Annotated in this window: 18 protein-coding genes and 1 pseudogene; 3 read left to right on the top strand and 16 right to left on the bottom strand. The window is 50.9% G+C overall.

Going from position 1 to position 18,946, the window contains the following annotated elements:
- Positions 1–46: 46 nt before the first annotated feature.
- From NST37_RS12850 to NST37_RS12805, 10 genes are all read right to left on the bottom strand, one after another.
- A complete protein-coding gene (locus tag NST37_RS12850) occupies positions 47–325 on the bottom strand; it encodes a BMC domain-containing protein (RefSeq protein ID WP_003386769.1) in 279 nt (92 codons plus the stop codon).
- The gene (locus NST37_RS12845) at positions 274–729 is read right to left on the bottom strand and encodes a BMC domain-containing protein (protein WP_339186749.1); all 456 of its coding nucleotides are present in this window, start codon (positions 727–729) and stop codon (positions 274–276) included. The genes NST37_RS12850 and NST37_RS12845 overlap by 52 nt, the downstream gene beginning before the upstream one ends.
- A 65-nt stretch (positions 730–794) precedes the next feature.
- Positions 795–1,580 carry a DeoR/GlpR family DNA-binding transcription regulator gene (locus NST37_RS12840; protein ID WP_003386771.1) on the bottom strand — a complete coding sequence of 262 codons (786 nt, stop codon included), beginning with the start codon at positions 1,578–1,580 and terminating at the stop codon, positions 795–797.
- A 195-nt stretch (positions 1,581–1,775) separates the two neighbouring features.
- Entirely contained in the window at positions 1,776–2,888 is a 1,113-nt protein-coding gene (phnW, locus tag NST37_RS12835) for a 2-aminoethylphosphonate--pyruvate transaminase (RefSeq protein WP_003386773.1), read from the bottom strand.
- A 2-nt stretch (positions 2,889–2,890) separates the two neighbouring features.
- Positions 2,891–3,685 (bottom strand): phosphonoacetaldehyde hydrolase, encoded by a 795-nt coding sequence (gene phnX, locus NST37_RS12830; RefSeq protein ID WP_003386775.1) that lies wholly within the window; start codon positions 3,683–3,685, stop codon positions 2,891–2,893.
- A 16-nt stretch (positions 3,686–3,701) separates the two neighbouring features.
- Positions 3,702–5,402 (bottom strand): putative 2-aminoethylphosphonate ABC transporter permease subunit, encoded by a 1,701-nt coding sequence (locus NST37_RS12825; RefSeq protein ID WP_339186747.1) that lies wholly within the window; start codon positions 5,400–5,402, stop codon positions 3,702–3,704.
- Positions 5,399–6,463, bottom strand: coding sequence for a putative 2-aminoethylphosphonate ABC transporter ATP-binding protein (locus NST37_RS12820; RefSeq protein WP_003386777.1), 1,065 nt, complete (start codon positions 6,461–6,463; stop codon positions 5,399–5,401). Before NST37_RS12820 ends, NST37_RS12825 begins: the two co-directional genes overlap by 4 nt.
- A gap of 55 nt (positions 6,464–6,518) precedes the next feature.
- A complete protein-coding gene (locus tag NST37_RS12815) occupies positions 6,519–7,577 on the bottom strand; it encodes a putative 2-aminoethylphosphonate ABC transporter substrate-binding protein (RefSeq protein ID WP_031933028.1) in 1,059 nt (352 codons plus the stop codon).
- A gap of 245 nt (positions 7,578–7,822) precedes the next feature.
- Complete coding sequence (locus NST37_RS12810; RefSeq protein ID WP_024984853.1) at positions 7,823–8,821, bottom strand: histidinol phosphate phosphatase domain-containing protein; 999 nt, start codon at positions 8,819–8,821, stop codon at positions 7,823–7,825.
- Between the two features lie 530 nt (positions 8,822–9,351).
- The gene (locus NST37_RS12805; RefSeq protein ID WP_024984852.1) at positions 9,352–9,828 is read right to left on the bottom strand and encodes a hypothetical protein; all 477 of its coding nucleotides are present in this window, start codon (positions 9,826–9,828) and stop codon (positions 9,352–9,354) included.
- Between the two features lie 119 nt (positions 9,829–9,947).
- On the opposite strand from NST37_RS12805, the gene NST37_RS12800 reads away from it, so the two are divergent.
- Together NST37_RS12800 and NST37_RS12795 are read left to right on the top strand one after the other, a co-directional pair.
- Positions 9,948–11,084, top strand: a complete 1,137-nt coding sequence (locus NST37_RS12800) for a zinc-dependent alcohol dehydrogenase (RefSeq protein WP_024984851.1) — start codon at positions 9,948–9,950, stop codon at positions 11,082–11,084.
- 139 nt (positions 11,085–11,223) lie between these two features.
- On the top strand, positions 11,224–11,433 hold the full coding sequence (locus NST37_RS12795) for a CDGSH iron-sulfur domain-containing protein (protein ID WP_327956167.1): 210 nt from the start codon (positions 11,224–11,226) through the stop codon (positions 11,431–11,433).
- A 6-nt stretch (positions 11,434–11,439) separates the two neighbouring features.
- On the opposite strand, the gene NST37_RS12790 is transcribed toward NST37_RS12795, so the two are convergent.
- From NST37_RS12790 to NST37_RS12775, 4 genes are all read right to left on the bottom strand, one after another.
- Positions 11,440–12,003 carry an AAA family ATPase gene (locus NST37_RS12790; RefSeq protein WP_003386783.1) on the bottom strand — a complete coding sequence of 188 codons (564 nt, stop codon included), beginning with the start codon at positions 12,001–12,003 and terminating at the stop codon, positions 11,440–11,442.
- Between the two features lie 136 nt (positions 12,004–12,139).
- A complete protein-coding gene (locus NST37_RS12785; RefSeq protein ID WP_003386784.1) occupies positions 12,140–12,931 on the bottom strand; it encodes an AraC family transcriptional regulator in 792 nt (263 codons plus the stop codon).
- Between the two features lie 315 nt (positions 12,932–13,246).
- Positions 13,247–14,161 carry an NADP-dependent oxidoreductase gene (locus NST37_RS12780; RefSeq protein WP_003386785.1) on the bottom strand — a complete coding sequence of 305 codons (915 nt, stop codon included), beginning with the start codon at positions 14,159–14,161 and terminating at the stop codon, positions 13,247–13,249.
- Between the two features lie 71 nt (positions 14,162–14,232).
- A complete protein-coding gene (locus NST37_RS12775; RefSeq protein WP_227277986.1) occupies positions 14,233–15,582 on the bottom strand; it encodes an MFS transporter in 1,350 nt (449 codons plus the stop codon).
- A 232-nt stretch (positions 15,583–15,814) separates the two neighbouring features.
- On the opposite strand from NST37_RS12775, the pseudogene NST37_RS12770 reads away from it, so the two are divergent.
- A pseudogene (locus tag NST37_RS12770) lies at positions 15,815–16,765 on the top strand (LysR family transcriptional regulator).
- 72 nt (positions 16,766–16,837) lie between these two features.
- On the opposite strand, the gene NST37_RS12765 reads toward NST37_RS12770, so the two are convergent.
- Both NST37_RS12765 and NST37_RS12760 read right to left on the bottom strand, forming a co-directional pair.
- Positions 16,838–17,197, bottom strand: coding sequence for a Lin0512 family protein (locus NST37_RS12765; RefSeq protein WP_003386788.1), 360 nt, complete (start codon positions 17,195–17,197; stop codon positions 16,838–16,840).
- Between the two features lie 69 nt (positions 17,198–17,266).
- Positions 17,267–18,643 (bottom strand): MATE family efflux transporter, encoded by a 1,377-nt coding sequence (locus NST37_RS12760; RefSeq protein WP_003386789.1) that lies wholly within the window; start codon positions 18,641–18,643, stop codon positions 17,267–17,269.
- Between the last annotated feature and the right edge of the window lie 303 nt (positions 18,644–18,946).

Below are 18,946 nucleotides of genomic sequence, written 5' to 3'. Positions count from 1 at the left end.
TTTCAGCCGTTTGCAAATCTCTCGCTTTTCAGAAAAAAATTGTTCGTTATCCTTCCAGCTTGGGCAGGATCAGCTCAATATCGGAGTGCGGACGCGGGATCACGTGCACCGAAACCAGCTCGCCGACTTTTTCCGCCGCGGCAGCACCTGCGTCTGTCGATGCTTTCACTGCCCCCACATCACCGCGAACCATAACCGTTACGAGTCCGCCACCTACATGAACCTTGCCGATCAGCTTGACGTTTGCCGCTTTGACCATTGCATCGGCCGCCTCTACAGCACCGACCAATCCCTTTGTCTCCACCATTCCCAATGCGTCACCCATGATTCATTCCTCCTTGCCGGTTTCATTTGGATTTTCCTTTTTGCGTTGTTCTGTTTATCGGCCGTCTCTTTGCTCGTCGACCTTCCTGCTGGTTTGGCGCCCGCTGGTCCCTTCTTTTTGTCCAACCGCTGTAAAACCATCTGCAATACTGTCTGATCAGGCCGCGGAATCACTTGGGAGTGACGTAGCTGGCCAATCCGTCTCGCTTCCGCTTCTCCAACAGTCACGGCTGCTGAGACCGATGCAACATCGCCGACAATGTAAATCGTGACAATTCCCGCGTCTGCCCCCTGATACGTGACACAGCGGACATCTGCCGCTTTGGCCGCGGCATCTGCGGCGGCGACTAGCGCAGGAAAACCGACCGTCTCGATCATTCCGAGAGCGTATCCACCACTGAGCATACCTTCACCCCGCTTTTTTCCATCATCACTCTAACCGAATGGTGAAGCGGCATCATACCCTCCGCTCACTCACCGACAATCCAATTGACGCCTCTTTGATCCAGCTCGTGCCGCCACTCTTTGGGTGCAGGAACGTCACTGATCACACTGTCAATCTCCTTGAGATCGGCCACTTTATAAAACGTACTGATTCCGATTTTGGAGTGATCCGTCAAGACGATGATCTCCTGAGAATGTTCGATAAACCGCCTCCCCAGCATTGCTTTGTCGGCATCATAGCTGGTAATCCCTTTGTGAGCCAGAATCCCGTCGATCGAGATAAAAGCCTTGTCGACAAAAAAGTTTTGCATCATTTTTTCCGCAAGCGTTCCGACTGTTCGAAAATGCTTTGACTGTACCTTTCCGCCGATAAAGTATACCTCTCCGGTGAACAGCTCCCGGTTCAGATAATCCATCAGAACATTCAATGCCGGTACGGAGATGGTGAGAATTTTGAGATTCTTCTTATTGATTAAATAGCTCAACATATGCAGCGTTGTCGTACCGTCATCGATCACGATTGCGTCGTTGTCCTGCACCAGTTTGGCTGCCGCCCGGCCGATCTTTTTCTTTTCCTCGGCGTGCGACACCTCTCTCGTCAGGTGGGACGGCTCCTCCCGGTCGTAGTTGATCTTGACCGCCCCGCCGTAAACACGTTTCAGCTTTTTTTCGCTTTCCAGCTCTTCGAGATACCGCCTGATCGTCTCCGAGGATACTTGCAGCTTTTCCACTAGTTCGTTCGTTCGCACTTTTCCGGCGTAGTTCAGTAGATGGATGATGACTTCTTTGCGCTCTTCACCCACCAGAGACATGGATAAAGTCCTCCTGTCTGCATGAGCAATTTTCCAATTGGTAAGGATTGTTGGTTTGATCCGGGTTCAGTCCTTCGAGCTTGGTTAAAGCAACAGAAATATAGGAAAATACATATTCCATGCATGTGTTATATTGTTTTTACTTGGTCCTATGGGTGAAAAATAAGCCTCTTCGCTGTTCACCAAGAGGGCCTGTTACCAAAATCGGTTTTTATCGATCGCTTCTACCAGCCGCTTCATGTCATGCGGATACACCTCGCCAATATTGCCGATGCGGAATGTGTCTGCCAACGAAATTTTTCCTGGATAAATCACAAAGCCTTCCTTTTTCAAGCGCTCATAAAAGCCGTGAAAGGTAAACGCTGCGCTCTCCGGATAGTAAAAGGAGGTAATGATCGGCGACTGGCTTGATCTTGGCAAAAGTGTCCGAAAGCCGATCTGCTCCATTCCATCAACCAATGTGCGTTGGTTTTCCCTGTACCGGATCTCCCGCGCTTTTACGCCACCTTCCTCCTCCAGCTCCAGCATGGCCTGGTAAAAGGCGCGGACCACATGCGTCGGAGATGTATACCGCCACTTGCCATTGTACGTTTCCATGGTCTCCCACTGATCGTACAGGTCAAGCGAAAGGGAACGGGCCCGCCCTTTGCATTTTTTCAATTCCTCCGTCTTCGCGAGGATAAAACCAAAGCCAGGCACTCCCTGGATGCACTTGTTGGCGCTTGAGATCAAAAAGTCGATTTCCAGTTCAGCGGCATCAATCTCAACCCCGCCAAAGCTGCTCATGGCGTCCACAATGAGCACCTTGCCGAATGCTTTTGCGATCTTGCCCACTTCAGCGATCGGGTTGAGCATCCCGGTCGTCGTCTCGCAATGAACGACGGCTACGTGCGTAATCTCCGGATCGCCCTCCAGCACTTCCTGCAGCTTCTCGGGCTGCGTCTGCGACACTTCGCCAAAATCGATCACCAGCGTGTTGACCTTGAGCACCCGGGCAATCTGGACGATCCTGTTTCCGTATGCGCCGTTGGTCAATATGAGCAGCTTGCCATCGTCCGGGACGGCGGAACCGATGACCGCTTCCACGGAAAATGTTCCGCTCCCCTGCATCAGCACAGACGTGTAGTCGTCGTGGTTATTGCCAGCCAGTCTCACCAGCTTTCGCCTGATTTCCTGCACCAGATCGTTGTATTCGTCATCCCATGTGCACCAGTCCCGCAGCATCGCGGCCTTTACTCCTTTTGACGTGGAAAGCGGTCCCGGTGTGAGCAGCAGATACGGGTTATCCGGCAACTGAGTGATCTTCATGGTCATCTCTCCTTTTGCGCAAGGCGCAGATTGATTTTGGGAATCAGCGTATCCAGCTCGCCGATGCTGTCTATGACGTAATCGGCTCCGGCCTCCTTGAAACGCTTGGCTACGGCTTCCATCCTGTCTGCCAAAAGATCGGGGTCGCACTCCAGGACTTCCCTCTCCGTCATTCCGAGTTCACTGCTTCCTTTGATAACTCCGACTGCCCAGGCGCCGGCATTGACTGCCTCCCTGATGTCACTGGTCGTATCGCCTACCTTGATCACGTGCTTCATCGGAAACACGCCGAGGTTGATCGCATTTTGATAGCACATCCACGGGTATGGCCGCCCCGCAGGCATTTCGGTGGGCGTGACCAAGGAATCGGGCGCGTATCCGCGTTTTTTCGCTTCCGGCGCGACGATGGCCATCATTTCTGCGGTATAGCCTGTAGTTGAACCGATTTTGATGCCTGCCCGCCGCAAGCGGTCCACCAGCTCCAGCACACCGGGAATCGGCGTCGTATAGTTTCTCAGGATGGAGAAAAGCATCGGTTCGAAATCGGCGTAAAGCATGTCGACATCCTTTTTCTCCGGGTATCTGCCGTACTTCTCTTTCCATAAGCCCGCAATCCGCTCCATCTGGCACATCGTGTTGATGTGGTCCCACTTGAGCATGCCCATCGGCTCCCGAGCCTCTTCATGCGTCACCTCGATTCCCTTCTTTTTGAACACCTCCAGAAAGACGTCCAGTGGCGCAAAACATCCGTAGTCAACCGTAGTTCCAGCCCAGTCAAAAATTACTGCTTGAATCATTTCCTCTCTCCCACCTTTATCTTTTTTGCCATGCCTCCGTTTTCTTTCTCACCTTTCGGGTGCCGATTTCGTAGACGATCCGGACGACGATGTTGGTCGCCACGATCAAGACGGACATCGCAGCCGCTGCGGCAACATCACCGGCGTCATCCATGTTGACAATGGAGACGGAAGCCAGCTTGAAGTCGGCGGAGTAGAGAAAGACGACGGCAGAAATAGTAACCATGGAGTTGATGAAGTAGTAGACGGCAATCTCCAAAATGGCTGGCAGCGACATGGGGACTGTCACCCGCAAAAAAGTGATATAGAATGGCACGCCCATCGATTCGGATGCGAGTTCAAATTCCTTGTCCAGCTTTTTCAGCGCAGTCGTCGCCGTGATGAACGGAACCGCGTAGAAGTGGACGATATTCGCGATTACGAGGATGAGCACAGTGCCGTAAATCCAGTTCAACGGGTTGTCAGGATGGTTGAAGAAGAAAATGTACGCAAGCCCGATCACCAGCCCGGGCAGGGCGAGCGGCAGGATGGAGAGAAAGTACCCTACCTGGCGCATCCCCTTGAGAAACCGCGTTTTCTCGATGATATAAGCGTTGACAAAGGTGATCACCGTTCCCGCCACCGCACTGTAGAAGGCGACGAGCAAGCTGTTCCAAAATGGCTGCATTCCCTCCCCTGCTACTTTTGTAAAGTCGAAGTGGGTAAGCGTCATGCTCAGATCATAGGGCCAGACCTTTACAAGCGAAGCGAAGACGACCGTACCGAGCATGATGAAGATCGAAGCTGTAATCAGTGAGCAGTAGGCAAAGAAAGCATGATCCCGCCACCTTCTCGGTGTGATCTTGTACGGCGTGGACTTGGCTGTGACGGCTGAGTTTTGCTTCCTCTCCACGACCCGGTCGACGATAAATGCGAGAATCGCAGGCAAGATCAGGATAATCCCCACAGTGGCCCCCATCGTCGTATTTTGTTGGCCAATCACCTGCTTGTAGATGTCCGTGGCCAGCACGTTGAATTGACCGCCCACCACTTTCGGAGCGCCGAAGTCGGTAAAGCTCAAGGTAAAACAGACGAAGATCGCACTGACCAGACCGTACTTGACATTCGGCAGGGTCACCGTTAAAAACTGGCGGAGACGGCTCGCCCCCATCGTCTCCGCCGCCTCGTACAAATTGTAGTCGGCAAATGCCAGCGAAACGGCCATGATCAGGTAGGCCTGCGGAAACGTATAGATTACTTCCGAGATAATAATCCCGAGCGGTCCGTACAGCTCCATCTCAAAGCCGGGCAAGAGTCCGAAAAATCCCGTCGTGAGAATTCCCTGGTTGCCAAACAGATAGGTAAGTGCGATCCCGTGCATCATCGTCGGAGCAAACAGCGGCAGCATCGCGGCATAGCGAAAAAATGTCTTGCCTCTCATGTCAGTCCGCGTCAGGGCAAATGCGTACAGAAAAGCCATAGCCACAGAAATGATCGTCGTGATCCCGGACACGTACAAGGTGTTGGTAAACGACTGGACAAGAGCAGGTGTGGCAAAGTAATGGACAAAGTTGGAGAAGCCGATGTATTGGCCGCTCTCGTCGAGAAATGCTCGGCTGAACAAATCGCCCAGCGGCATCAGGACGCTGATGAACAGGACGATCACGATGCCTGTGATCAGAATTTTCTGAATCAACTCATCCCTGCCCATCTTCTGGCGGACGGTTCTTGTGCTCATCGCTGGTCACTCCCCGTCTTTTTCGCCACGGCTGCCTGATCAAACGAGATCAGACTTTCGATCGGCATTTCGAAAGCGACCCGCTTATCCCGGCTGAGCCCCAGACGGTGTGTTTGGCCCACAGGAAGGTCCATCGTGACGAGGTGGGGAAGAATGCCGTCCTGCTCGCTTGTGAGCTGCAGTGTGACACGGTAAAAGGAGCCGCGAAATTCCATGTCTTGGACGATGGCCTTCTGGCTGTACTCCGCTTCGGGTTCCATCAGGTGAATGTTTTCCGGGCGAATGGCCAGAAGGCGGTCCTCTCCTTTTGCATGACCGGAAAAAACGGACGGTTCCAAAAAGTTGATGGCTCCTACGAAATCCGCAACGAACGGGCTGTTCGGCTTTTGATATACCTCCTGGGGAGTTCCTACCTGAACCACTTCCGCGTTGTTCATCACGACGATCCGGTCAGCCATCGTCAACGCTTCTTCCTGATCATGCGTCACCATGATCGTCGTAATGCCGATTTTTTCATGCAGATTCCTCAGTTCCCGGCGCAATTTGAGGCGAACCTTGGCATCCAAAGCCGAAAGCGGCTCATCCAGGAGCAGAAAGTCCGGGGACAGGGCGATGGCCCGGGCCAAAGCGACACGCTGCTGCTGGCCACCGGACAGTTGGGAGGGATACTTGTCGCGAATATGCTCCAGATCGATCAGCGCCAATACTTCCTGCACTTTTTCCTGCACTTCTTTTTTGGAAAGCTTTTTGGCCTGAAGTCCATAGGCGATATTTTGAGCCGCCGTCAGGTTGGGAAACAGGGCGTATGACTGAAACATCATGCCAAAGTTGCGCTTTGCCGGGGGGAGGGCTGTAATGTCTCGGCCACCTACGAATATCCGGCCATCCGTTGGCTGCTCCAACCCTGCCAAAATACGGAGCAGTGTGGTTTTCCCGCATCCGCTTGGTCCGAGCAGGCAGATAAACTCGTTCTTTTTGATGTCGATGTCGATGGACGTGAGCGCTACAAACTTGCCGAACGTTTTCCTGATTCCCTTGATGGAAAGATATGGATTTGCCATACGTTCCTCCCTTCCTCCATTTCACTGGATTCGAAGCTTGCAACCACGAATAGCGTTAGTTTTTCGGCTCGCTCTTTGTGCTGAATCGTTTATCCCACTCTGCCAGGATCTTTGGCCGTTCTTTGGCCACTTTGCTTAAATCGTTCTGGATGAGCTGTGATTTGGGATCTTTCGTATAGCCCTCCGGAATCGTCCCGCCAGCGCTGCTAAGCGTAATGATGGCAAAGTTTTTATTGTATTCCTTCATGGCTTCATCCGTAATGGCCCAGTCGAGAAACAGCTTGGCTTCCGGCTTGATCTGTTTCTTTTTGACGAGGGCGTTGGCCTCTACATCCCAGCCAGCGCCTTCTTCGGGGAAGACGACTTCAAGCGGAGCCCCTTTTTTCTTTTCGGTAATGCCCCGGTATCCGAAAGAGATCCCGATCGGATATTCACCGGCTGCAGCCATCTTCGCGGGCTTGGACCCGGAATGTGTATAGAGGGCGATGTTTTCGTGCAATTTGTCCATGTACTTCCAGGCTTCTTCCTCTCCCCAGAGCTGGATCCAGGCTGAGACCGTAAAGAATCCGGTGCCCGAAGAGGACGGGTTGGGCATGACGATCATCCCTTTGTACTCTGGTTTGATCAGATCACGATATGTTTTTGGGATGGGCAGATTGTGTTTTTCCAGTTCCTTGGTATTGACGACAAAGGCGGTCTCAAAGGCATCGATGCCGACCCAGTGCGCCGGCTCTTTCGAATCTCTAAATTCCGGCAATATCCGCTCAATGCCTTTTGGCGAATACGGTTCCAGTACGCCTTGGAATTCTGCTCCCAAAAGCTCAGTCGCAGCTGTACCCCACACCACATCCGCTTGCGGATTGTCTTTCTCCGCAATCAGCTTGGCTACAATGACCCCGGTAGAATCCCTGACGATATTTAGCTTGATCTCCGGGTGTGCTTTTTTGAAGGCGTCCACGTAGGCTTTTAGCTGGTCGTCTTCAAGTGCAGTGTAAACGGTAAGCTCAGATGAGCCCCCCTTGCCCCCGGCAGCCGGACTGGAGGATTGTCCGCAACCTGCGAGAACCGATAACAGCAGAACACCAGTCAAAAATGCGCTATACCATTTTTTCATCCCAAATCCCTCCCCTTTGTTCCCTCTCCTGGCTCCCCTTCCAATCTGCATCGGTTAAGACAAGACCAATTACACATAAATTGATTTGTTTTCCCGTTTTTTAGTTGTTTTTCGTTTTTATTATATAGTGAATTGACTGAAGATTTCAAAATGTTTTTTTATAAAAAAAGAGCCGAGCTCCTTTGCTCCACTCTTTTCTTACACTTGAAATGATTCTTCTGTATGTGTGATTGCGGTACTTCTTGTTACTGAAGTGCTGCCTCACGGCGGACGCGTTTTTCAAATGTGACGATCTCCGTGTACCCTGCCGCTTTCAGCGCTTTGCGGGCTTCTGGCAAAAAGCTGCCCAAATGGTCGGGGAAATGGGCGTCAGAGGATGTTGTGATCGGAACGCCCTGCTCACGCAAAACTCGCAGAAAGCTCGGGCTCGGGCACATTTCTTTTACGGGGTAGCGATAGAACAGACCCGTGTTGATCTCTGTGGCTGTATCGTGCTGCCGCAGCAGTTGGGCAATGCGCTGATAGTACGGGAGAAGCTGCTCTTCTTCCGGCCGGTGGCCAAATACCTTGAGATTGTCCAAATGCGCGATGATGTCGAACAGTCCGGATGAGATCGCCTCCTCCACTGTCTGAAACACATCGCGATAAAGCAGCCTCAAGTCTGTCTCCGCAAACCGTGACTGTGTATCCGGATTGTCAAACCCCCAGCCGCCGACAAAATGGACAGAGCCGATGACATGATCCCAGGGATATTGCCTAATCAATGGGGCAAGCACAGCTTCTCCGCCGGAAAAATAGTCCGCTTCGATGCCTAGCCGCAAATCGATGCCGTCGGACTCCCAGATCGGTTTTTGCTCCTGAATAAAGGAGACGAACGCATCGATTGAGGTGCAGCAGACCTGATCCAGCCAAAGCTTCTGCATGCGTCCCAGCTCATCGTCTCCGAGATTTATGTTTGCTTCAAAGTAGGGCTTGAATTCCTTGAAGCGGTAGAGATGATCCACGATTCCAACGTGTGAGAGACCCAATTCTTTGGCCCGCTTACGGTACAAGTCGAGCCATACACGCGAGTAGGCTCCTTGCTTGATTCGCCTGTTCATCTGGTCCGACAGATCTTCCATCCATTCCAGCGCATGTTTTTGGCCAGCCGTTTGACGAAATGAAAGCAAAGCCTCTGCCGTCCGGGTCCACCAACGAAGGGAGTACGGCCCCTCCTCCAAATGGACATGATAGTCTACGTACATGGCATTTTCCCCTCCCGCTTTTGTTCGCCACAGTAATTCACTTGTTGGTTTGTGTGTTTTGTTATTGTTTGTTGGATTATGTTGCTTTTGTCTGTTGGTGACTATTATACGGGGAGGAAATAGGGATGTACAATTGATTTTTCAAGTGAGCAGAAATGAGCCAGGATCTTTCCTCTATTGACTGCTTGCTCAGATGATCTTCTTTCCGCCGGACTTTCGCTGCTTCGTTTTATCTGCAGGATGGCAATCTTTCATAAACCGATTCCGTGAATGTGGAGGTGTATCTACGGGGAATGCATTGCCCGTTTTTCCGAATACACAAGAAAGCAGCCGACTGTCAAGTAAGCTCGTTTGTCCCTATGGCTCCTAATGATCAATCTCATGCTGTCTCAATTCCAACGGTGGTCCCGTCATACCTACTCGGCGTAAGGATGCAGTTGATTTGACTGTTACCAAGCAAAAATATGCAAAAAGAAAACGCTGTTTTCCAGGTGGAAACAGCGTTTTTATGGTCGATCTTCTGTTGTGAGCTATTGCAGTTTAAAGCCTTCTTCTAACAAATACCGTTTCGCCTCTTTATGCGACTCGAAGGCCTCCTCCAGGTTTGGACCTGCATAAACATTCCATAGCTCATCTTCCTGTACGAGCTGCAGGGTCTGCCCGTTTGGACCCACCCAAGTTTCGCGCGTCTGTTCCTGAGCTGCATCTGTGCTTGCTTTTGGCTCTGGTTTACGGGACAAGTAATCGATTGAAGCTTGAATAATGGCTCGCAGTTCATCCGCAGAATAATCGCGAATGTTCACCATGCCCTTTGGGTCTGTCGCTTTTTTGGGCAAATGTCCGGCATATACAAAGCCATTGCCGTTCGGATGCAGGTTTTGCACGACGATTTTCTTGTCATGGAGACTCTCTTCGAAATGAAAGTTGAAACGGCCAAGCGACACCGGTTTCTTATGTAATTGCGGAAACGATTCGATAATCGCCAGTTTTTCTTCAAAAGTAAGCATGAATTCCTCCGTGATCCTAATGTCATTTCATATTGCACGATTATATCACAAGCGTTTGTTGGATAGCCAATGGGAATAGCGCCATTCCGTCAGGGGATAATACACACGGGAGGTGAATCATGAAAGCTGTTACGTATCAAGGGTTCAAAGATGTCAAGGTAAAAGAGGTCAACGATCCTAAAATTGAAAAGCCGGACGATATCATTGTCAGGCTGACATCCACTGCAATCTGCGGCTCTGATTTGCATTTGATTCACGGCATGATACCCAACATGCCCGAGGACTTTATCATCGGTCACGAACCAATGGGGATTGTCGAGGAAGCGGGTCCGAATGTCACCAAGGTTAAAAAGGGCGACCGTGTGATTATCCCTTTTAATATCAGCTGCGGCGAATGCTTCTATTGCAAAAACCAGTTGGAAAGTCAATGCGACAATTCCAACCCTCACGGCGAAACGGGCGCATTTTTCGGCTATTCGGAAACGGCCGGCGGGTATGCAGGTGGACAAGCAGAGTTCTTGCGTGTCCCCTACGCCAATTTTGTCCCTTTTCGCATCCCGGATGACTGCGAGATTGAAGATGAGAAACTCGTGTTGATGTCCGATGCCATGGCTACAGCTTACTGGAGTGTAGACAATGCAGGCGTGAAAAAGGGAGATACGGTAATCGTTCTCGGATGCGGGCCAGTAGGTTTGCTTACCCAAAAATTTGCCTGGCTCAAAGGGGCAAAAAGAGTGATCGCCGTTGACTATATCGACTACCGTTTGCAGCATGCCAAGCGAACCAATCAAGTCGAGATTGTCAACTTTGAGGCAGAAGAAAATATCGGCAATCATTTGAAGGAAATGACCAAAGGCGGAGCGGACGTCGTCATCGACTGTGTAGGAATGGACGGGAAAATGACGCCTTTGGAAATGATAGCGACAGGTCTCAAGCTGCAAGGCGGTGCCATGGGCGCCATCGTCATCGCAACCCAGGCTGTTCGCAAAGGCGGCACCATTCAGATTACGGGTGTGTACGGGATGAGATACAATGCTTTCCCGCTCGGCGACATTTTTCAACGGAATGTGAATCTCAGAACCGGACAAGCCCCTATCATTCACTACATGCCGCATTTGTACAACTTGATTGCGGAAGGAAAAGTCGATCCCGGAGACATCGTGACACATGTTTTGCCGCTGGATCAAGCAGAACACGGCTATGAGATCTTCGACACAAAGACGGATGGCTGCATTAAAGTCGTACTAAAGCCATAAGAGGATTTCCTCTGGCTGATTATAATCGATCGATCCCTTTATTTAAAAAGGGTCTGCTGGTGTAAACCGGAAAACAAATTCCGAGATGACAAGCTTGGCCGGAACAATACTCACGATCATCCTTCCGAGGTGATGAAATCTGGAAAACGAGAAAGTCACGATAAAAATCAACGATAACGGCTCCATCCGCGTCAACGGCAATGTTGACCTGGTAGATGCGCTCGGCGGCCGGTTTGAGGCAGGCTCCACGTTTTCACTTTGCCGCTGCGGTCATTCAGAGAAAAAGCCTTTCTGTGACGGGACGCATAAAAAAATCGGATTCGAGAGCGCGCCGCGGGCGGGAGGATGACTCCTGCTAGTATGGACTGTCTGTTTCTTCGATGATTCCTTGGGCCCACACCCTCCCCCATATTTCATCGAGGGTTTGCGCTGCGGTTTGGTTGGTGGTATCCAGCCACAGACCGATCTTGGGTGTCTCTTCCCGCAAGCGCCGATCAAGCTCGTCTGCCGTCCAAAGTCCGTACCCTGTTTTTGGGCGACTCTTCTCCCTCTCCATTACGGCTTCGGGACGGGGAGCCAGAACGATTACATACAAAGGCCTGCTTTGAATCCTCGTCACCGTTTCAGCGAGGAAGGAACCGATTATGACATCTTGCAAAACGACGGTAAATCCCGCACGGTAGTATCGATCAGCGGTCGAAGCCGCTATTTCATGCCGCAAGCTGAGCTGCCGGACGGACTCTTGGGATGTCTCCGGCAGCATTTCTTCTCTTCCGTTGACGATCATCTTCCGAAACGCATCTCCCCGCAGGTGGACACTCTTTTCGAATTTCTCCGCAAGCATTTGTGCGATCGTTGATTTTCCTGCAGCCATGACTCCCGTTATGAGAAATATTCCGTTTCTGTTTTCTTTTTGCATCTTGTATCCCCCTTATCTGACCGCTGCCGTTATTCCCGATCCGAATTATTTCACGCTCGTCAGAACAAGCCGGATAAAATCGATAAGCGTCTTCTCTGGAAACAGCTAAGCAAGAATGATGACCAGACAGGTCTTCTCAATTATTCTTTTGTGCAACCCGAGTAAGAAAACGATCCATCAACACGGGTAAGGAAATCAGGATGGGAGGATCGTCCAGGCGTGGCGGATGCAGCATAACCTGCTGATGCGGGACGATGGAATGAGGCCCTACAATGATCGGCTTTTTGGAGCGAGTTCGCAGGGTTGTCTGAGGCAGCAGGAAATCCACTGCTTGCGTCCCCCACGAAACGGAAGTAGCCATCAAGTAGTAGACACCCGGCTTGACGTTGGTAAAACAAAAATGACCTAAGGAAGAAAGCAGCGTTCCATACAAGGGGAGTCCTTCTGGAATGGGCTTGGCGAATAGGCCGATCAGAATGATTCCTTCGAATGGAATCTCCGCTTCGACCGTCCCCTCAATTTTAAAATATTGTTCTGATGCAGAATGCCACGCAGGCCAATGGTTAAGCTGCTGCAAAGCGCGGAGATGATCGTCGGCTTGCAGCGTCGAATTCCGGAAATCGGATGGCGTCATCCCTACCCGTTCCGTAAATCGGGTCGTAAAGGTCCCCAAGCTCTGTTGTCCAATTTCCAATGCAATATCGCGAATGCTGAGATTCGTACGCAGCAGCAAATCTTTCGCTCTTTGCAAGCGGTGGGATGAAACATAGTACAGCGGAGAAAGCCCGACTCTTTCCTTAAAAATGCGCGAAAAATGGTACGGACTATATCCTGCATATCCCGCCAGTTTGGATAGCGGAAGTGGATCATAAATATTTTCATGAATGTATTCGATCACTCCGTCGATTTCCGGATACCGGTCCGTCACCGATGCTGCACTTCCTTCCTTTTTGCAATAAAATAAGATGTTATGTACGTGAAACAAAAAGAGACTGAAGATTATGATATCAACCAAAACAAGAACAATCGTTCGCTCTCATTCTACCATATTTTTCTTGTGCATGGAATAGCTGAATCAGGTTGAACCTATGAAAATTCAGAAAAAAATCTCGGCAGTTGGCGACTAGCACCCTGCTGCGCCGCAACCTGTGCAACTGGAGGCATATGTCCGCACGTCAAAGCAAAAAAGCCCTGAAATCAATGCTGATTCCAGGACTTCCCCCATTATCCGGGCTATTGTCGCTTACTTTCCGACGGTAATGACAACCTTTCCGCGGACGTGTCCCGTTTCGACTTCGCGATGAGCCTCTGCCGCTTGCTCCAGCGAAAAAGATTTCCAAATATGGACGGCCAGCTCCCCTCGGGAATACAATGCAACGAGCTCCTGAAGCCGGGCGACAGACCGCTGGCTGCGAATGCTGCGGACGCCGAGCTGTTCCGCCCTGTCAAAATCGACGATCGTCGCGATCCGCTCCTTGTTTTCGACCAGATCTACTGAAACGGAAAGGGCCTCACCTCCCACAGCATCGAGCGAGGCATCTATGCCGCCGGGTGCGAGGGCTTTTACCCGTTCGAGAAGTCCCTCTCCGTAAGCAACAGGAATGGCCCCCAGAGAACGAAGGTACTCGTGATTGCGAGGGCTGGCAGTTCCGATGACTGTCGCTCCCCGGGCCCGGGCCACTTGCACCGCAAAGGTACCTACACCGCCTGCAGCTGCGTGAATCAGAACGGTATCTCCTGGTCCCACCCGTAATTCCTCCATTGCAGTGTGGGCCGTTTGCCCGGAAGCCGAGATCACACCTGCTGCTTCCCAAGGCATATTTTTTGGTTTTGCCGTGATCTGTTCGACATTGACGGCCACCATCTCTGCATAGCAAGACAATAGGGACCAGCCGAGTACCTCGTCACCGACGGAGTAGCCTGTTACGTTTTCCCCGACCTGATCGATCACACCAGCGAACTCGTTGCCGAGAATCTGCGGGAAGCTGACCGGAAAAAATCCATTACCCCAACCACTCCGTATGGAACAATCGAACGGCTGGACGCCCGCGGCTTTAACCCGCACTCTCACCTGTCCGGGACCCGCCTGGGGATCAGAAAATTCCATTACTTGCAAAACTTCCGGTGGACCATACGACGAAAATGCTGCTGCTTTCATGATCTTCATCCTCTCTTTGCCTTTCTTGCTCTACGATTGTGTTGCGTTCACGGGTACACGAATTCCCGTCATCAGGCATCCGCATGAAGCTTTCCTGCCTGACTCGTTTTTCTCATCAATGTGAAGTAAATCGACACCATGGCGATGTACAGACACGCCAAGACAAAATAGATGCTGCTGTAGACAGATGCCTCGCCGGATAAAGGGGCAACGATCACGTTACCGGCGGAGCCGCTCCCCAGATCGACGATTTTGCTGTAAACACTTGCAAAAACAGCTCCAGCGATAAAGTTCAAGAGAGACATCATTCCCATGCCGACCCCAACCTGATCCTTAGGCAGCAGTTTGGAGGTCGTATTGGATAGTGCAATTAAAATGAACGTCTGGCCCACATTGCCGAAGATGAGAATGACGGCGATAAGGACCGGGGAGAACCCGGCAAAGAATGACAGCAGGACAAAGCAGATAAAGAGCAATGCCGTAGCCGTATAGAACAAAAAGGGATTTCCTTTTGAATCTGCCAGCTTCCCGCCAGTCCTTCCCAGAATGGCCGCCGAGATAGCGGCCGGCACCATGACAAAACCGACGACTCCGGGAGCGAGTTGATTCAGTTGGGACAGCATCTGCGGGCTTAGAAAAGGAAGCGCGTAGCCGATTCCGCTTGCCAGAAAAGCAAGCACGAGCATGAGCGAGTAGCTTTTGTTTGCAAACAGTCTCGGTTGGACAAAAGGCTCGGTTGAACGATGGATGTGAAGCAAAAACAAGGCAAGCAAGATGGCTCCAGCCAATGCGAGCATCCATCCTCCATTCGTAACAGCCAAAAGCACCAGAGCCACCGTTCCTGCCAGCAAACCAGCGCCGATCCAATCCAGTTTGCCTTTCCGTCCGGGCTCATCGTCCAAATACTTTCGATAAAACGGGAGCGTAATAAGGGTGAGAAGAGGGATACAGAACAGCCACCGCCAATGGACAAAGCTAGCAACGAACGCCGCTACAATTGGCGCAAGCGCCCCACCCAGCGCAAGTCCCGTAGCAGATATGCCCAGAGCGCGTCCCCTGCTCTCCGGTGGAAAATAGCGGATCGGTATGATCATGCCTGTTGCCGGAATAACCGAAGCCCCTACTGCCTGTAAAATCCGTCCAAGCAGAACCATCCAAAATGCTTGTGCGGCCAGACCGATCATCGAGCCAACTGCAAAGGCTGCCAGTCCAAAGGTGAGCAAGCTTTTCAGCCTGTATGTGTCCGCCAGTTTGCCATACGTGACGCTTCCGATCGCATAAATCAGCATGTACGAGACCGACACCCAGCTGACCTGCGCGAAGGAAAGTTGAAAATCAGATCTGATCTCAGGCAGAACGATATTGAACATAGTCGCGCTCATCACTGAGATGACGAGCGTGACAGCCAATAGTCGAATCAATTTTTCTCCCGCTTGATGTACATCAATCTTGTTTATGGGTAAACTCCCCTTTCTTTCAGATTGTTCTGATGTGCGTCACCTTTGTGTGTCCTCTACATGCACGGTTTCACCAGGTTGTTTCACTGTTGTCGTCTCGCACGATTTATTCTACAATCGATACTATAGAAATAAAAATATTTATTAATATATCTCTACATATACTGGGGGATATGAATCCGGGGTGATAGATGATATGGAACTGCTGCAGCTGCACTACTTTCGGACAGTTGCCAGACTTGAGCATATGACGAAGGCAGCCCAAGAGCTGCGCATTGCATAGCCTGCCCTCAGCAAGACGATTTCACGGCTTGAAGAGGATCTCGGCGTTCCGTTGTTCGACCGTCAAGGCAGACAAATCCGCCTCAATATGTTCGGTCAGGCATTTTTGAAAAAGGTGGAAACGGCGCTGACTGCACTGGAAGAAGGGCGCAGAGAGGTGGCCGATATGGCGGGGATGGAGCGCGGCAGCATTTATGTAGCGACTCCTACCTTGCATCGCTTGTCTGAGCCGCTAGGTGCTTTTCTGGCTCTGCACCCAAACGTGAATTTTCGGATCACACAAGCTTCTCTGGAGGAAATGTCGCGTCTTATGGAAAACGGCGATGTCGATTTTTGTTTTACTGCCGTTCCTATTGAAGGTGCGGGCATTCATCAATTGCCCGTACTGAAGGAGGAGGTGTTTTTGGCGGTGCCTCCTGGGCATCGGTTGGCTTCCAGAAAAAGCGTATCGTTGAGCGAGGTGGCCCATGATCCATTTGTCGGGTACAAGGAGAGCTATCCTTTTCGGAAAATGAATGATGAGTTCTGTCTTCAGGCAGGGTTCAAACCCAATGTCGTCTGCGAGGTTGATGAGCCATCCGCGATCAGCAGCCTTGTTCAGGCAGGACTCGGCATCGCTTTTGTGGGCGCATGCAAAACCGACAAGAAATCTCCATTGATCAAGCTGGATATTGAAAGCCCGGTTTGTCAGCGAACGTACCAGCTTGCGTGGCATGAAAAGCGCTATCTCTCCAAGGCAGCTAAGAAGTTCCGGGAGTTTGTCGTGAAATATTTTACCGATATGCAGCAAGGAGCAGCTGCACCTCCCGTTTTGCAGGAAGTTGCCGCTTCACAGGCAACAAATAAAAAGAACCCGGCGGTATAACGCATCACCGGGTTCTTCCTTTCCCTTCCAAATAGGAAAATGGTTTTTCCTTGTAAGGCTGCAGGCAGCCGCTCAATAGCCTACTTCCACAGAAGCGATGACCACATAAGCGAGATCATTTTTATCCTCCTTGTCAGCAAGGACGACACCGCTGCTCGTGAGCATGCCTCCCTCGACAACGTCAAAGGTGACTTCGCCGTATGGCAATTCTGCACGAACGGCAGCCAAATCCAGCTTGTCCATGTCAGCCGGCACAGCGAGTCTGACGTTTACTTTCATCATGTTGATGTCATGATTCGGCAATACAGATCGCAGACCCGGCATCGAGTTGTGGTGGATTGCATTTTGCACCGCTCTCACGGCTGCTTTTGTCACGTTTTGGCCGTGCAAATCAACCCCCATCCCGATCTCGATAAACATTACTTTATCCATAACAGGTTCACTCCTCTATCAAACTTCGGTCGCCATCTCTATCTTACCATCTTTTCACGGTCAGCCGCTTTACGCAGATGGATGCACCAAAGACTTTTGTTCCCACGCTCTGCTTCTCCAGCGGAAAAACATGATGATTCCGCGCATCCACTCATCTGCCGCAATCGCCAGCCAGATTCCCGCCAAGCCCAGATCGAGCGAAAATGCGAGATAATAGCCGAGCGGCAGGCTCATGCAGACCATCGACAGCAGCCCCATATAAACCGGAAATTTGGCATCCCCTGCCGCGCGCAAGGAATTGATCAGGATCAGGTTGAACGTCCTGCCGGATTCCAGCAGTATGCTAAGCAAAAGGATCTGCGTCGCCAGAGCGATTATCTCCCGATCTTCCGTAAAGAGCTCGATGATCGGCACTCGGAAAAGGATAATGACAATATTAACGGCAATGGTTAAAAACAGGCCCCAGCGCAAGCTTCGCCACACCCGCTTATACGCTTCCTCGGTCCGCCCGGCTCCGACCATGCGGCCTGTGATAATCGCCGTCCCCATCCCGATAGCCAAGCTAAACAGATAGATGAACGTAGAGATGTTCATGACATATTGCCGTGATGCCATCTCGACAGCCCCGAGGAGTGTCGCGTAATAAAGAAACACCGTCTGACACGCATTGTAGGTTACCTGCTCAAACGCGGAGGGAATGCCGATCCGCAAGATTTTTTTGATGTATTCCATGGAAAAGCTGAAGTAATCCCGGACCGCGATCTTGACTTCCATCAGACGGTATAGCAGCCAGAAAAAGATAAAGAGGGAGATGAGCCGGCTTACAACGGTTGAGATCGCTGCACCTTCCACTCCCAGCTCTGGAAAGCCGAGATGGCCAAAAATCAACAGGTAATTTCCGATGACGTGAATGACATTCATCCCCAAGGATACAAGCATCGACTCTTTTGTATAGCCATACGTCCGTATAATGCTGGCCAGCGTATTGATGACTGCTTGCAGAAAAAGCCCGCCACCGACAATCGTAATGTAGGTTTGCGCGTAATGCAAAATCTCCCCCTGCAGATTGACAGACTGGAGCAGGGATTTTCCAAACAGGATGAAACAGGTGCTGATCACAACGCCGATCATCAGGTTCAATGTGACGGCAATGGCGGAAATTCTCGCCGCATCTTCCCGTCTGTTTGAGCCGATATACTGGGCAATCACGATGGAAGCTCCGTTTCCGATAACCTCCATGATCAAGATGGCGATAAAAATATATTGATTGGCCGCTCCAACCGCCGAAACGGCATTGTCCGAGACCTCGCTCAACATGAAGGTGTCGGCACTGCCCATGAGCATGAATAAAAACAATTCCAAAAAGATGGGCCAGGTCAATACAAAGAGATTGAAGTCTTTTGGAGTCGTCTGCTTGGTTGCAGCCTTGGTTGCGATTGATTTCATGATCGTACCTTTCTAACCCTTTGTCTGAGGCGACACCGCATGATGCAGGTGTTGACCAGCGGCTTTTTGAGTTGTTCTCGCATTCTTATTAAGGACAAAATGAACTGATCTACCTAGATGAAACTGTTCTTTCTTTGCAGAGATCATCTCCTTGTCTAACAGCATTGCAAATTTTAACAGCACTAACTTTTTTGCAAAACTTATTGTAAGCCAGTCCAAGAAATTAATAAATAGTTTAGCGGCGAATAAGATGATTTGCCTGCAGATATGGAATGAAAGGGCAACAAAAAGCCGGCTTAGCTC

Origin of the sequence: Brevibacillus sp. FSL K6-6036, from assembly GCF_037964015.1 — a bacterium.
GTDB lineage: Bacteria > Bacillota > Bacilli > Brevibacillales > Brevibacillaceae > Brevibacillus > Brevibacillus borstelensis.
The sequence above is the reverse complement of the archived record's forward strand: the minus strand, read 5'-3'. Positions and strand labels throughout refer to the sequence as shown.

Excerpts from the sequence above, each read along its gene's own strand:
- NST37_RS12850 (WP_003386769.1), bottom strand. The coding sequence starts at position 325 with ATGGGTGACGCATTGGGAATGGTGGAGACAAAGGGATTGGTCGGTGCT.
- NST37_RS12845 (WP_339186749.1), bottom strand. The coding sequence starts at position 729 with ATGCTCAGTGGTGGATACGCTCTCGGAATGATCGAGACGGTCGGTTTT.
- NST37_RS12840 (WP_003386771.1), bottom strand. The coding sequence starts at position 1,580 with ATGTCTCTGGTGGGTGAAGAGCGCAAAGAAGTCATCATCCATCTACTG.
- phnW (WP_003386773.1), bottom strand. The coding sequence starts at position 2,888 with ATGAAGATCACTCAGTTGCCGGATAACCCGTATCTGCTGCTCACACCG.
- phnX (WP_003386775.1), bottom strand. The coding sequence starts at position 3,685 with ATGATTCAAGCAGTAATTTTTGACTGGGCTGGAACTACGGTTGACTAC.
- NST37_RS12825 (WP_339186747.1), bottom strand. The coding sequence starts at position 5,402 with ATGAGCACAAGAACCGTCCGCCAGAAGATGGGCAGGGATGAGTTGATT.
- NST37_RS12820 (WP_003386777.1), bottom strand. The coding sequence starts at position 6,463 with ATGGCAAATCCATATCTTTCCATCAAGGGAATCAGGAAAACGTTCGGC.
- NST37_RS12815 (WP_031933028.1), bottom strand. The coding sequence starts at position 7,577 with ATGAAAAAATGGTATAGCGCATTTTTGACTGGTGTTCTGCTGTTATCG.
- NST37_RS12810 (WP_024984853.1), bottom strand. The coding sequence starts at position 8,821 with ATGTACGTAGACTATCATGTCCATTTGGAGGAGGGGCCGTACTCCCTT.
- NST37_RS12805 (WP_024984852.1), bottom strand. The coding sequence starts at position 9,828 with ATGCTTACTTTTGAAGAAAAACTGGCGATTATCGAATCGTTTCCGCAA.
- NST37_RS12800 (WP_024984851.1), top strand. The coding sequence starts at position 9,948 with ATGAAAGCTGTTACGTATCAAGGGTTCAAAGATGTCAAGGTAAAAGAG.
- NST37_RS12790 (WP_003386783.1), bottom strand. The coding sequence starts at position 12,003 with ATGCAAAAAGAAAACAGAAACGGAATATTTCTCATAACGGGAGTCATG.
- NST37_RS12780 (WP_003386785.1), bottom strand. The coding sequence starts at position 14,161 with ATGAAAGCAGCAGCATTTTCGTCGTATGGTCCACCGGAAGTTTTGCAA.
- NST37_RS12765 (WP_003386788.1), bottom strand. The coding sequence starts at position 17,197 with ATGGATAAAGTAATGTTTATCGAGATCGGGATGGGGGTTGATTTGCAC.
- NST37_RS12760 (WP_003386789.1), bottom strand. The coding sequence starts at position 18,643 with ATGAAATCAATCGCAACCAAGGCTGCAACCAAGCAGACGACTCCAAAA.